General features: G+C 35.3%; 14 protein-coding genes. 13 read left to right on the top strand and 1 reads right to left on the bottom strand.

Annotated elements, in window-relative coordinates:
* Nucleotides 1-43 precede the first annotated feature (43 nt).
* The 8 genes from BELBA_RS08820 (at nt 44) to BELBA_RS08850 (ending at nt 7,277) form a co-directional block, all read left to right on the top strand.
* Nucleotides 44-271, top strand: a complete 228-nt coding sequence (locus tag BELBA_RS08820) for a hypothetical protein (protein ID WP_014772375.1) — start codon at nt 44-46, stop codon at nt 269-271.
* Nucleotides 272-371: 100 nt separating this feature from the next.
* Nucleotides 372-1,535: a DUF4221 family protein gene (locus BELBA_RS08825; protein WP_014772376.1), complete on the top strand. Its 1,164-nt coding sequence runs from the start codon at nt 372-374 to the stop codon at nt 1,533-1,535.
* Between the two features lie 29 nt (nt 1,536-1,564).
* On the top strand, nt 1,565-1,927 hold the full coding sequence (locus BELBA_RS08830; protein WP_157466075.1) for a hypothetical protein: 363 nt from the start codon (nt 1,565-1,567) through the stop codon (nt 1,925-1,927).
* Nucleotides 1,928-1,975: 48 nt separating this feature from the next.
* Complete coding sequence (locus tag BELBA_RS19655) at nt 1,976-2,152, top strand: hypothetical protein (RefSeq protein WP_014772378.1); 177 nt, start codon at nt 1,976-1,978, stop codon at nt 2,150-2,152.
* 69 nt (nt 2,153-2,221) lie between these two features.
* Nucleotides 2,222-2,836: a hypothetical protein gene (locus BELBA_RS08835; RefSeq protein WP_014772379.1), complete on the top strand. Its 615-nt coding sequence runs from the start codon at nt 2,222-2,224 to the stop codon at nt 2,834-2,836.
* Between the two features lie 242 nt (nt 2,837-3,078).
* Nucleotides 3,079-4,407, top strand: coding sequence for a M16 family metallopeptidase (locus BELBA_RS08840; protein WP_014772380.1), 1,329 nt, complete (start codon nt 3,079-3,081; stop codon nt 4,405-4,407).
* A gap of 24 nt (nt 4,408-4,431) precedes the next feature.
* Nucleotides 4,432-6,474 carry a M16 family metallopeptidase gene (locus BELBA_RS08845; RefSeq protein WP_014772381.1) on the top strand — a complete coding sequence of 681 codons (2,043 nt, stop codon included), beginning with the start codon at nt 4,432-4,434 and terminating at the stop codon, nt 6,472-6,474.
* 68 nt (nt 6,475-6,542) lie between these two features.
* Nucleotides 6,543-7,277, top strand: coding sequence for a LolA-like protein (locus BELBA_RS08850; RefSeq protein ID WP_014772382.1), 735 nt, complete (start codon nt 6,543-6,545; stop codon nt 7,275-7,277).
* A 207-nt stretch (nt 7,278-7,484) separates the two neighbouring features.
* Here the strand turns inward: BELBA_RS08850 and BELBA_RS08855 are convergent, their stop codons facing one another.
* On the bottom strand, nt 7,485-9,164 hold the full coding sequence (locus BELBA_RS08855) for a M61 family metallopeptidase (RefSeq protein WP_014772383.1): 1,680 nt from the start codon (nt 9,162-9,164) through the stop codon (nt 7,485-7,487).
* Nucleotides 9,165-9,304: 140 nt separating this feature from the next.
* On the opposite strand from BELBA_RS08855, the gene rpmH reads away from it, so the two are divergent.
* From rpmH to BELBA_RS08880, 5 genes are read left to right on the top strand one after another with little or no spacing between them, the layout of a single operon-like run.
* Nucleotides 9,305-9,463: a 50S ribosomal protein L34 gene (gene rpmH, locus BELBA_RS08860; RefSeq protein WP_014772384.1), complete on the top strand. Its 159-nt coding sequence runs from the start codon at nt 9,305-9,307 to the stop codon at nt 9,461-9,463.
* Nucleotides 9,464-9,508: 45 nt separating this feature from the next.
* Nucleotides 9,509-9,892 (top strand): ribonuclease P protein component, encoded by a 384-nt coding sequence (gene rnpA / locus BELBA_RS08865; RefSeq protein ID WP_014772385.1) that lies wholly within the window; start codon nt 9,509-9,511, stop codon nt 9,890-9,892.
* Nucleotides 9,889-11,559: a S41 family peptidase gene (locus BELBA_RS08870; RefSeq protein WP_014772386.1), complete on the top strand. Its 1,671-nt coding sequence runs from the start codon at nt 9,889-9,891 to the stop codon at nt 11,557-11,559. The genes rnpA and BELBA_RS08870 overlap by 4 nt, the downstream gene beginning before the upstream one ends.
* A 9-nt stretch (nt 11,560-11,568) precedes the next feature.
* Nucleotides 11,569-12,258: a tRNA (adenosine(37)-N6)-threonylcarbamoyltransferase complex dimerization subunit type 1 TsaB gene (gene tsaB, locus BELBA_RS08875; RefSeq protein WP_014772387.1), complete on the top strand. Its 690-nt coding sequence runs from the start codon at nt 11,569-11,571 to the stop codon at nt 12,256-12,258.
* Nucleotides 12,255-12,761: a DUF2480 family protein gene (locus BELBA_RS08880; protein WP_014772388.1), complete on the top strand. Its 507-nt coding sequence runs from the start codon at nt 12,255-12,257 to the stop codon at nt 12,759-12,761. Before tsaB ends, BELBA_RS08880 begins: the two co-directional genes overlap by 4 nt.
* Nucleotides 12,762-13,042: the final 281 nt, after the last annotated feature.

The raw sequence follows: 13,042 nt of genomic DNA on the forward strand, positions 1-13,042 counted from the left end.
AAATTGTTTTTTTTTTGAAAAACAACTTTTAAATTATAAACATATGAAAAACTCAAAATTCAGATTTCCAAATGCAATCATGGCAGTAGCGGGAGCTACAGCGATGGTATTTTCGACGGGTTTCATTTCTTCAGAACCAATAGAGGTTACAGAAGAGACTTTTGTGGAGTTGGAGTTAGAAGCCACTTTAGGTAACCAGTACAGAGATAATACATGTGGTGAGCCTATCGGTACTTGTATGCCAACCTATTGCTGTGTTACGACAGATTAATCAGTTTATTGGCCACGATGTTTTTCTAACTAAAAAATGTTTTTATTCATCGTGGCTATCTTTTTTTTTAAGTTAAATTTTTACAATCTGTTTTGATTTTATGAAAAGAATTTTGGTGTTATTTTGTCTGATCTCCTTTAGCTGTGGTGGAAAAATAGGGAATGGTAACTCAAGAGTATTTAAAGAAATTCATGAATATGTCTTGAACTTGGATAGATATACTTCTCCTGTTGAGGAATATATACAATATGTTCCTAATTGGAAAGGTAAGGAAGTATTTGCAATTCATGTACGAGGTATGTTTGAAATTAAGCTGTACGACTTTACAACCAACGAATTGCTGGAAACATTAAAGTATTCTCACGAAGGTCCAAAAGCTTATCCAAACACTTATGATTTTCATATTCATGACGAAAATAATATTTTCATGAATAGAAGGTATCATTACAGAGCCCACCTAGTCAATCAGCACTTTGATTTGATCAAGACATTTGAATTTTTGGATCCAGGGACTAAAGTAGATCCTGTTTCAGGGATTCCTTTGTCAGGTAAAACCTTTTTACCTATGTTTAATCATAATAAAATATTTAAAAAATTTCCTGATAAATTTATCTTAACAGCTTCACCAGATATAAGTTCTTATGACCCAAAAAAGTTTTATGCGGACTGTTTGCTGATAAATGTAGAACTAGAGACAGGAGAAATTAGCAGAGTGAAAGGTTATCCTGAAAAGATGCATGGTAAGGCTTGGGGCGTGTTGCACTCTTATATTTATACGGATTACTCAGAAAGAAAAGAGCAGTACTTTTTAAGTTATGCTGCTGACGAAGAATTGTATGTTGAAAATGATAAGTTTGAGAGAATAGCCTCCTTTTCAGCCAAACCAGAAAAGTTCAAGGAGATAAAGGCAATACCTGTAAATGCTGTTTTCAATGATCCTGTGTATATGACACATTACAATGAGCAATTTGTTTTTGGATCTGTTTTGTACGATGAGCATCGGGATTTGATTTATAGAATAGCCTTAGAGCCGAATCCAAATTATGGAGATACCTATACAAAAGATCCATTGCATGAGCCAAGAAATATGATTGTTATGGCATTTGATAGCAATTATGAAAAAATAGCTGAAATGCGTTTGGAGCAATCAGAAGATGGTGTTTATCTTGACAGATGTTTTGTTAACGAGAAGGGGTTGAACATCACCTATGTGGATTTGAATAATGAGGATAAGTTATACTTCAAGACTTTTTTGGTAGAATGAGGTGTTGTGTTTTGTCTACTTTAGTTTTTATGTTTCTTCTGGGATGCAGTTCTCGGAAAAGCAAAAAGGATCCGATCTTAGATTATATAGAATCCATTACATCTTCTGAATTGCAGGAAGGATTAAGTTATGTCTTGGTGTCGGATTATTCCTGTTCGGCATGCAAGGAGGAGGTCTATCTTGACATTGAAAGAGGTAGTTTAGAAACACATTACATAGTGATGGATCCGAGGAATAAAGCTATCCTGAAAGAGCGTTTTAAGGTCGCTATTTCCCATGATATTTTTCACATTGACTCTTTAGGGCTGAACAAAAAAATAGGGATTATTCTTGATAAACCAATTAGTGTGATTTTTGAGAAAGATGAATGGTTAAAGAAACAAGATTTATAGTAAAAAATCTTTAAATTGTATTTTTGAAAAAAAACTTAGTTTTGTAGTATGAGGAAAGTTATTTTTTTTATTTGCCTGCTTTCTTTTAGCTGTGGTGGAAAAGTAGATGGAGAAGGAATAAAAGTTTTTAAAGAGGTTCACCAATACATGTTGGATTTAGATAGGTATACTTCTCCTGTTGAGGAATATATACAATATGTTCCTAATTGGAATTTTGCTTTTTGATATTGAATTAAAATAAACTATCTTAATCGGTCAGAGGTTTTTCTTTCAACTTTTGAAAGCTTATTGAACATGAGATACTTTACTTATTTACTTATTCTCCTTTTGTTTGCTTGTGGAAAACCTGTTCAACAGATAGTGCAACAGATCCATGTTAATTCCTGGCTTCCACCTCTTGATAGAGGGGAGATTATTTTGGTCAATTTACCAGCAGGTTTTTCCCAAAAGGATTATAGGACATTTCTGGAAACCCTTCCTCAGGAATTGAAAAGCTATGGCTTTAGAGAGGTTTGGGATACTGATTATCACGAAATCGAATTGAAATCAGTAGGGATAAGAGATTTTACAACTGAAAGAAACAGAGAAAAGTTGTATGCAGAATTAGGGGTGCGGTATTTACTTGATTTGGAAATTGTAAATAAGAAATATGCTCGATTAAGTAAGCTAGGGGCAACAATGCTATACAATGAATCCAATCAAAACAGCTCTGTGGTTGGAAGCTCATTATGGACTTACCCTGATTATTGGATTCATACTAACTACATACTTTATGATCTTGCTGAAAAAGATGTTTTGGTCGAACTAGATGTTAGGACTACTCATTTGGACAATAATACAGTTTACCCCAAATCAATTAAGAAAGATATACAAACTCTCTTTATGTATATTTATTCAGAAGGATTGTAAAGATTTGACGTGACCGATTTCGAACAACACACCCAAAAGAGATGTCCATATTCGGTCAAAAATTAAAAAAGTAAGAATTGTTCGATTTAAATATTGGTAATGTTATCACCAGGCATTAACTTTCAAGTCCTTTTAAAACAGATTTTAGGCTAATTAAAATTTATTCTTTCCACTCAAACAATTTATCGAGTATGGTTATTGTATCTAAAGCAATCACAAATTAATTATTAATTATATATTATATGAGAAAATCCGCTTTGTTATCACTTTTCGGTGTGTGCTTCGTGTTTTCGGTTTTTGGTCAAAACAAAATCGAATTCAAAGAATTCACATTGGATAATGGGTTGCATGTTATCCTTCATCAGGATAATACAACACCTATTGTAGCTACATCAGTATTATATCATGTAGGTTCCAAAAATGAAAACCCAGAAAGAACTGGTTTCGCACATTTCTTTGAGCATTTGATGTTTGAAGGTTCAGAAAATATCCCAAGGGGTAAGTTTTTCGAAATTGTAGAGTCTGCTGGAGGTACTCTAAACGCAGGTACTAGCCAAGATTATACAATCTATTACGAAATCCTTCCATCTAATCAATTAGAGCTCTCACTTTATCTCGAGTCTGAAAGAATGCTTCAAGCTAAAGTAGATCAGGTTGGTGTCGATACCCAAAGAGAGGTTATCAAGCAAGAGATGAAAGAGGTAATGGAAGAGAGGCCATATGGCTCTTTTCAAAAAGAAATTCCAGTTAGATTATATCCAAACCATCCGTACAAATCCCCAATCATTGGTTCTGCTGAACATTTGGAAGCGTCCAAACTGGAGGAATTCATGGAGTTTTATGCGACTTATTACAAGCCAAACAATGCCACACTTTCTATAGCTGGTGACATTGATTATGCAGAAACTGAGAGATTAGTAAGAGCATATTTCGAAGAAATCCCAAAAGGAACAATCGAACCTTACAGACCTAATATTGAGATTCAGAAGTTAAGCAACGAAATAGAAGATGTAGTGTATGACAACATCCAGTTGCCAGCGATTTTCCAAGGCTACCTAATGCCTAAAAAAGATCATCCTGATACATATGCTTTGGACTTACTTAGTACTTACTTGTTGTCAGGAAAGAGTTCTCTGATGTACAAAGAATTGGTAGACAAAAGCCAAAAAGCGATTCAAGCAGTTGCTTTCCCAAATGATTTGGAAGACGGGGGTATGTTTCTTGTACTTGCTATCGCAAATATGGGAGTAGATGTGGATGATTTGAATGTCGCTATCGACGAAGTGTTGGATCAAGTCAAAACCAACGGTATCGATAAAAATGACTTGCAAAAATTGATAAATATCAAAGAAAATCAAATTATCAATGGGTTTGGATCTGTAGCAAACATTTCACAGTCATTAGCTCAAGGTCACGTGTTTTATGGCAATGCCGATTATGTCAATACCCAACTGGATTTATTCAGAAAAGTAACAGCGGAGGATGTCAAAAGAGTTGCTCAAAAGTATCTTGATAAAGACAGCAGAGTAGTGTTGAAATATCTTCCTAAACCAACAGATGCAACTGAATAAGTTCAAAACTTAATTGTGATAAACATGAAAAAATTATTTATATATTTTATTTTCTCCATTTTTTCTACTGTTGCAATAGCTCAGATAGATAGATCGAAACTTCCCGAACCAGGTCCGGCACCAGAAATTCGATTTGGAGACGCAGAATCATTTACTTTGAAAAATGGGCTTAAGGTTTTTGTTATTCAAAACAACAAACTTCCAAGAGTGACTTATTCATTGATCTTGGACAGAGATCCAATTCTTGAAGGTGATAAAGCCGGAATGTTGGGTTTTGTAGGAGAGATGATGACTGCAGGTACTAAAAACAGATCAAAAGATAAGTTCAATGAGGAAATCGATTTCCTCGGAGCTAGGATTTCTGCTTCTTCCACTTCTTTGACAGCCTCAACCTTGACCAAACATCAGGAGAAAGTTTTGGAATTGATGGCAGATGTGCTTTACAATCCATTATTCCCTGAGGATGAGCTTTCAAAATTGAAAACTCAATCTAAATCAGGATTGGCTTTAGCTAAAAATGATCCTAGTTCGATCTCTAGTATTTTGTCAGGAAAATTGGTTTACGGATCTGATCATCCTTATGGTGAGACTGAGACAGAAGCTACCATTGAAAATATTACTGTAGAAGATATTAAAAGCTACTACAATACTTTCTTCAAACCAAACATTGCCTATTTGGCAATTGTGGGAGATGTAAGTTTATCAGAAGCTAAAAAAATGGTAGAGAAGCACTTTTCCTCATGGAAAAAAGCAGATGTGCCATCTTTCAAATATAAAACGCCTGAAGTACCATCTGAAAATGTAGTCGCTTTGGTAGATAGGTCAGCTTCACAGCAATCTGTCATCAATATCACTTATCCTGTACAAAACCATTTGCCAAGTGAAGATTTTTTGGCAAGTAGGGTTATAGGACAAGTACTCGGTGGTGGAGGTTCTGGAAGATTATTTATGAACCTCCGTGAAGACAAAGGTTTCACTTATGGATCGTATGCAGGAATCGGCTCAGATAGACTTGTTGCAAGTTTTTCTGCGGATGCAAGTGTGAGGGGTTCAGCTACTGATTCAGCGGTATATGAGATCATTTACGAAATCAGAAACATGAGAGATAATGGTATCACTCAAGCTGAATTGGATGCTGCAAAATCAAACATAAGTGGATCTTTTGGAAGGTCTTTAGAGAGTCCAAGTACTGTAGCAAATTTTGCAATCAATACTGAACGTTATGGATTGCCAAAAGATTTTTATGCGACATACCTACAGCGCTTGAATGCCCTTACGGTAGAGGATGTCAATGCCGCTGCCAAAAAATTCTTGCAGCCAGATAATATGTACATTACCGTAGTAGGAAATGGAGCACAAGTGAAGGAAGGCTTGATGGCATTTGGTGAAGTGAAAATGTTTACCAATATGGGAGAGCCTGAGCGATTGGTTGCCATGGATGCTGATGTAACGGCAAGCGGCGTGATTGATAGCTACATTGAAGCTATTGGAGGAAGTGAAAAGGTAAAATCAATTAAGACTTCGATTATTGAATCATCTGCGGAAGTTCAGGGGATGAAATTGGATTTTGATTATTACTATGATGAGCAAAAACAAGCATTTTCCAACAAAGTAAGTATGGGTGGCAATGTAATGTCAAATACACTTTTGAAAGATGGTAAAGGTATAGTTCAAGCAAATGGAGCAAACCAAACACTCACTGACGAACAGTTCGAAGCAGCAAAGATGACAATGTTTATATTCCCTGAGTTACATTTTGAATCTTTGGGTTATACTTTGGAAGTGGATGGAATCAAGGATGTGGAAGGAGAAAATGCCTACAAAGTTGTTGTTTCCAATCCTATGGGCTCTACGACCATCAATTATTATAGTGTAGAGTCTGGCCTCAAAATCAAATCTGAGAGTGAAGAGACTGGAGAAGTGTTTTACACTGATTACAAATCTATAGACGGAGTGATGTATCCGATGAAAATGATCATCAAATCCCCTATGATTCCTTTCCCATTGGATGCGATTGTCAATGAAGTGTCATTCAATACTGCCATTGAAGAGTCTGTATTTAATTGATATCAATTTGCTAGACTGGTTTCCCAGTCTAGCTTTTATACTTTACACAATATTTAAACTTAAGATTTATGAAAATCACATCACTTTTAGTTCCTGTTTTGGCCTTTGGAATTTCCCAAAGTGCTGTTTCAAATTCTATTCCTCTTACAAATTATCCGAGTACTGAGGTTTCGAGTCTGGAGAATGATCCGCAAACAGTCATTGCAAATTACATAAAAGCCGTAGGTGGGCAAGCAAACATCGATAAGATACGAAATGCTTATATGGAAGCTGAAGCAGATTTTCAGGGAACAAAAATCGAAATGTTGACGATCTCTGATGCAGAAAATAGCAGAATGAAGCAGCAGACTTCGGCTATGGGAAATGTTCAGCAAAAAACTGTTTTGGTAGATGGGAAATGTACCATGACTGTAATGGGGCAAGAGCAACCTGTTCCGGAAGAAATGATGGGAATGATCACACTTCAAACATTCATTTTTCCAGAGACAAAATATGAAGAACTAGGTGTGGAACTAGAACTTAGAGGAACTGAGGAAGTAAATGGTGAAGAAGCTCACGCAATAGTCTTAAACCTTCCAAACGGAATGAAGACAATGGAGTACTTTAGTGTCAAATCAGGATTGAAATTGAAAACAAGTTCTGATGTCGCTGGAGATATTACATATACTGATTATCAAGATATCGAAGGGGTGCTGATTCCAAGAACTGTCACTATTCAAAGTCCAATGCTACCATTCGCACTTGAAAGTAAGTTCGTGACCATCGAATTCAATCGAGAATTGACCGACGAAGACTTTAAATAAAAAGTGTTATGATTTTCCGCAATGACACTAGTAGGTAAATATTTTACATATTTTTATGCGAAATAATCGATACTGCCTAAAGTCATCAATCTACAGCTGATTGAATCGTAATCCATACAATATTATAAATGGCTACAGGAAAGAAAGCGGATTATCATGAAAAACATATTATTAAAGAGGAGGTTTTCAGAAATCTCCTCTTTTTTTTCAGCGACCTTTCCCAGCCCATAATTCGGTCAGCTTATTGGTTTCTTTTATTTTTGAAATGAGTTTGGGATATACTTTGAGTTTTTCGGGTTCAAGCTGTACATCAACTTTTCTTCCATATCTTTCTACTACAAAAAGAAGCCCCTTTTCTGGATTTTCAAGTGACATGGTCATGTCGCTCATCCCAATCTGAAGTATCCTATCTTCAAGCATTAGTTTCTGGTATGCATCGCTTATTGGATGTATTAGCTTTACTTTGCCTTCGACCATTTTTATCCCAAAATCATGGAGTAAAGGATCGTTTTTATCAAAGGTATCTGTTATTTCAACTCCAAATTCCATCAAAAGTGCTTTGAGCAGTGGGAGCAAATCTTCAGTGCCGAAAACAAACTGATTGAAGAAGTTTTTGAATTTCATTTCATTGTCAAGTTTGTTGCCGACCAGTCTTTCAAAATCTGCTAATTCATATCCAATCCCTCTTTTCCCAAACCCCAGCCACATTTCTCTCATAACATGTGACAAGGAAGAGCTGTTTTTGATCAACATTAAATCCAAACAAAGTGAAATCAATGCCCCACGGTTATAAATACTTACTTTCTTATCTGGAATTCCAATTTTGTATCCATCCAACCACAAATCCAAACTAGATGCTACAATACTTTGATTTTGCCAACCAAAACTGTTAAACTCTTTTTGAAGGAGTTTGTCGAGAATTTCACCACAATATTCCTCCAAGCTAAAGTAACCAGACTGCATCAAGACCAAGTCTCCCATGTATGTAGTTACTCCCTCAAGCACTAGACCCGAATCCAGATAGACTTCTTTTGCCAAGTTGTAAGGTGTTATGCCTTTTGGACGGATCCTACAAACATTCCAAAAGTGATACAATTCATGTGAACTTACTCCTATTAATTCTCTCAACTGTATCGGGTTTGCCAAGGATTCTGCCGGTCCAAAAGTAATCACAGTAGAAAACTGATGCTCTACTCCGTGATAATGTTTGTACGGAAGCAACTGAAAAATGAAATGATAATCCTCGGCTGGGAACTCTCCAAAAGCTTCTATTTGGCATTTGGTAAATGAAGAAAAAGTCTCGATTAATTGTTCGACTTCAAAATGAATTTCACCATTGAACCAAAGATGGAATTTAGTATTAGAGGCTTGGTATTCATAATGCTGAGGGTTTTGACTAGCCAATAACGGGCTATCTATCAAATGCTGATAAGATTCTGCTAACCACAGGTTTTTAGATTTGGAAGGAAGTGCTGTAGCGGTCAAAAAATCTTGAGGGGTATCGATAGATATTTCTACAGACGTTTTTTCTCTACCAGAAATTTCGAAAATAAAGTTTCCAAAATTAAGGTAGAGTTGACTTTCATCAGACCAACTCCCTCCTGCATCCATTTGATTAGTATAAAATTCATAATGAATTTCATAAACTCCTTCTTCGGATGATTCGAATTGCCATAGGTCCTTAGTCTTCTTGGTCCATGAAATTTTATTCCCTTTAAAGAAAACTTCAAAACCACGTATTTTTTGGGCATAATTGGCCAATTCATATCTCCCTGGTCTCCACGCTGCAAGCTGGAGATTTATTTTTTCATTGAAGAAGCAATGAAGTTTCAAGTTGATTTGAATGAATTGAGAAGTATTTGAGTTTCTTGAAATAAAATATTGCATGTATCTTTGTATTCAGTATTCAAACAAAAGTAATCTACTGATTTGTAAATAAAAAAAACCTATCTATCTTTGCAGTCCTTTTTAGGGTGAAGCTAGAAAGGGGTCACAGGAAAGCACAAAAAATATTAAATCATAGCGTCATGAAAAGAACATTTCAGCCTTCTCGTAGAAAAAGAAGAAATAAACACGGTTTTAGAGAAAGAATGTCTACTGCAAACGGTAGAAGAGTGATAAGATCAAGAAGAGCAAAAGGTAGACATAAGCTTACTGTTTCTTCTGAAAAAACACTTAAGAAATAATTCTCAGCATGAATTTCGTATGTTGAGTACGTAAATGATAATGCGATGAATCACACACTTTCTAAGAATGAACGATTACATTCTAAAAAGTCAATAAAGGAACTTTTTGATAAAGGTTCCTCTTTTTTTTTATATCCTTTTAAGGTGCTTTCACTGAATCGCTCTCAAGATTCAATTGAAACTAATCAAGTACTTTTTTCTGTTTCCAAAAAAAAAATAAGGAAGGCTGTTGATAGGAACAAAATTAAAAGAAGGATCAAAGAAGCTTATAGGCTTAACAAACATCTGCTATCAAATACCAATTCAAAAAAAAATCTTGCCTTAATTTACGTCTCTTCTGACATTTCATCGTTCAAGAAGATTGAACCATCTATTCAAAAAATTCTTGTTAGATTGGATCAGCTTTCTAATGAAACTAAAAAAATATGATCAACAAATTCAAAAATAAATCAATTCTTGGTTTGGTAACTTTCCTCCTAATAAGTGGATTGATGTTATCTTTTACCTTGAAGAATGACAAGCTTTTTACAATTGCCAAAAACCTAGATATTTTTGCCTCTCTAGTACGAGAATTAGACTCTTATTATGTCGATGAAATTGACGCGGAAGAATTGGTTACCATTGGGATCAATGCTATGCTCGAGGAACTTGATCCTTACACAGAGTATATTCCTGAAGAAAACGCAGATGATTTTAGACTACTAACTACTGGAGAGTATGGCGGTGTTGGTGCATTGATCGGAAATCGAGCAGGGAAAAATATGGTCTTGATGCCTTATAAAGGATTTCCTGCACAGTCTGCTGGTTTGAGAATAGGAGATGAATTTTTGAAAGTTGATAGTGTGAACGTTCAAGAAAAAGAAACCGCGGACATTTCAGCATTGCTTAAAGGCCCAGAAAACACAACCGTTTCAGTTCAAGTAAAAAGAGGTGAAGATACTTTATCAGTTGAATTAGTTAGGAAAAAGATAGTCATAAGTAATGTTCCGTATTATGGAAAGGTTGATAATCAAACGGGTTATATCAAATTATCAGATTTCACAACCAACGCAGCTGCTGATGTAAGAAAGGCTCTGATAGATTTGAAGTCTCAGGGAATTACAAGATTGATTCTCGATGTTCGTGATAATCCTGGAGGGATTTTAAAAGAGGCAGTGGAAATCGTGAATCTATTTATTCCAAAGGGGAAAGAAGTTGTAAGAACTATCGGAAAGTTAGAAAGTGTGAATTCAGTATATAAAACCACAAAATCACCTGTGGATAAAGATATTCCTTTGGTAGTTTTGATCAATGAAAGAAGTGCTTCCGCCTCTGAAATTGTTGCAGGAGCATTGCAAGATTATGATAGAGCGATTTTGATCGGGAAAAAGACCTTTGGCAAAGGACTTGTTCAGACATCAATTCCATTGTCTTACAATTCTCAGGTTAAAGTAACTACTGCTAAATACTACATTCCTAGCGGAAGGTGTATTCAAGCTATTGACTACAGTAAAAAAGACATCTCAGGTAATGGAAGTTCAATTCCTGATTCTTTGAGAAATGAATTTAAAACCAAAAATGGTAGAATTGTATTAGATGGTGCAGGCATTGAGCCAGACACAAAAACTGAAAGTAAAACTTATGCGCCTATTACATATAGTCTAGTAGCAAGAAATCATATATTTGATTTTGGTAACAAATTTTTTATAGAAAATAAAGAAATAGCTGGCCCTAGGGAATTTAAAGTTTCAGATCAAGTTTACGAAGAGTTTGTCGATTGGCTAGAAGGGAAAGAGTACGACTACACTACATTTGTGGAAAAATCTATAGAGGATTTGGAAAAGTATGCCGAGAAAGAGAAATATTACGAGGATATCAAAAACCAAATTGAAGATTTAAAGAAAAAAGTAACACATAGTAAAGAACAAGACTTGATCACATTTAAAGACGAAATCAAAGAAGCTTTGGAAGATGAATTGATCTCGAGGTATTATTATCAAGAAGGAGTGATAGAAGCATCCTTAAAGAATGACCCAGATATTGAACAATCTTTAGAGATTCTTACCAACCCATCTGAAATAAAAAATATACTAACTGTATCTACAAAGAAAAAGTAAGCTGGAAATATGGCATTAATCTTATCCATAGAAACAGCGACAAAAGTCTGTTCTGTGGCTGTTCATCAAGAAGGAACACTTTTAGGAATAAATGAAATTCATTTAGATAATGTGCATTCCCAAAAGATTATGGGATTGATTTCAACTTTGTTGGAACAATTAGGTGTTGAGAGTGAGAAATTAGATGCCATAGCTGTATCTTCTGGACCTGGATCTTACACTGGCCTTAGAATTGGTGTTTCAGTTGCAAAAGGGTTAGCTTATGCGCTAGACATCCCTTTGATAGGTGTTCCGACACTAGAGGCATTAGCAAGTCAAGTGATTCCATTTTGTGAAAAAAGTGATCACATTATTCCAATGATTGACGCCAGGCGGATGGAGGTTTATGCTATTGTTTCAGATTACAATGGATCAGTGCTAGAAAAAGCTGCTCCTGTAGTTTTAGAAAGTAATCCCTACATAAGTTATTTGGAGAAGAGTTTAGTGTATTTTCTTGGAGACGGAGCAGAGAAAGCTAAAGAAGTACTAAGTCATCAGAACGCTCGGTTTCTACCCAATCTCAATTCAAGTAAGACTATTGGCAATATTGCTTATCAAAAGTTTTTGGAGTCAGAGTTTGAAGATTTAGCTTATTTTGAACCGAACTACTTAAAGGAATTTAGAGTTCAAACTTCAAAGAAAAATCCATTTTTGACATGAGTGAAATAATCAATAGAGTAGCAAATAGCCCAATTATTACAATAGACCTTGAAGCTTATTACAGAAAAGAGGAGAGGGTGATTTTTGATTTAAAGGATTATTTATTTCAAGGACTGGTTTTGAGAGAGAAAGATTTTAGAGCTGCGCTCAAAGATCTGAATTGGGAGGAATATAAAGGAAAGCTCGTTTCTATTCAATGTACTGAAGATGCAATAGTCCCGGTTTGGGCATTTATTTTAGTGAGTACTTATCTGACAAAGCATCAGATTGAACATGTAATTGGTGATATACATGCATTAGAACAATATCTTTTTGAAAGAGCCATTGCTGAAATTGATTCAGATGAATACAAAGATAGGCCAGTTGTGATTAAGGGCTGTAGTAAATATCCAATTCCAATGTTTGCCTATGGAAGGGTTGTTAGCCTAATTCAAGGGAAAGCCAAATCAATCATGTATGGAGAGCCATGCAGTACAGTCCCTCTTTTTAAAGCACCCAAATAAATTATTTTGCTTGATAACAGCAGGTTACTAAAGTTTCTAAATTATTTTAAAGTTCTGGTTTGGTAAATTTACAAAAGTGCTCTATGTTTGCAATCCCAATTAAGGGAAGCGCATCAAAAAGTTGGTGTTTCAAGATTCAAAAAGGATCAAAAATAAGAGTGAAATAAAATATTTTGAAATATTTCGGGTTCTATTTTGGAACTTAAAAATATCTCCCGATATTTGCACTCGCTTTCAGGGAAAGTAGCCTGAAACACTTCTCTAATAGAAGAGAATAAGTT

Source organism: Belliella baltica DSM 15883 (assembly GCF_000265405.1).
Lineage (GTDB): Bacteria > Bacteroidota > Bacteroidia > Cytophagales > Cyclobacteriaceae > Belliella > Belliella baltica.